Below are 218 nucleotides of genomic sequence, written 5' to 3' on the forward strand. Positions count from 1 at the left end.
GGCAACGAGCGAAAAAACCAACCTAAAGGGATTGCGTTTTCGGTGCAGGATTATCTGGAGTTGGTCGATGATACAGGGCGTATTATTCGCAATGACAAGCGCGGTTCAATCAGTGCTAACAGCGCTAAGTTACTCACGCGATTGAACATTCCACAGGATAACTGGCTCAAACTCACCACTGAATTTGGCAAGCTATTTCATGGTCCTGTGGGCACACT

Annotated in this window: 1 pseudogene; it reads left to right on the top strand. The window is 47.2% G+C overall.

Going from position 1 to position 218, the window contains the following annotated elements:
* Positions 1-218, top strand: a pseudogene (locus tag H5073_RS18675) (transposase); the annotation flags it as partial.

Origin of the sequence: Shewanella sp. SR44-3, from assembly GCF_014163735.1 — a bacterium.
Lineage (GTDB): Bacteria > Pseudomonadota > Gammaproteobacteria > Enterobacterales > Shewanellaceae > Shewanella.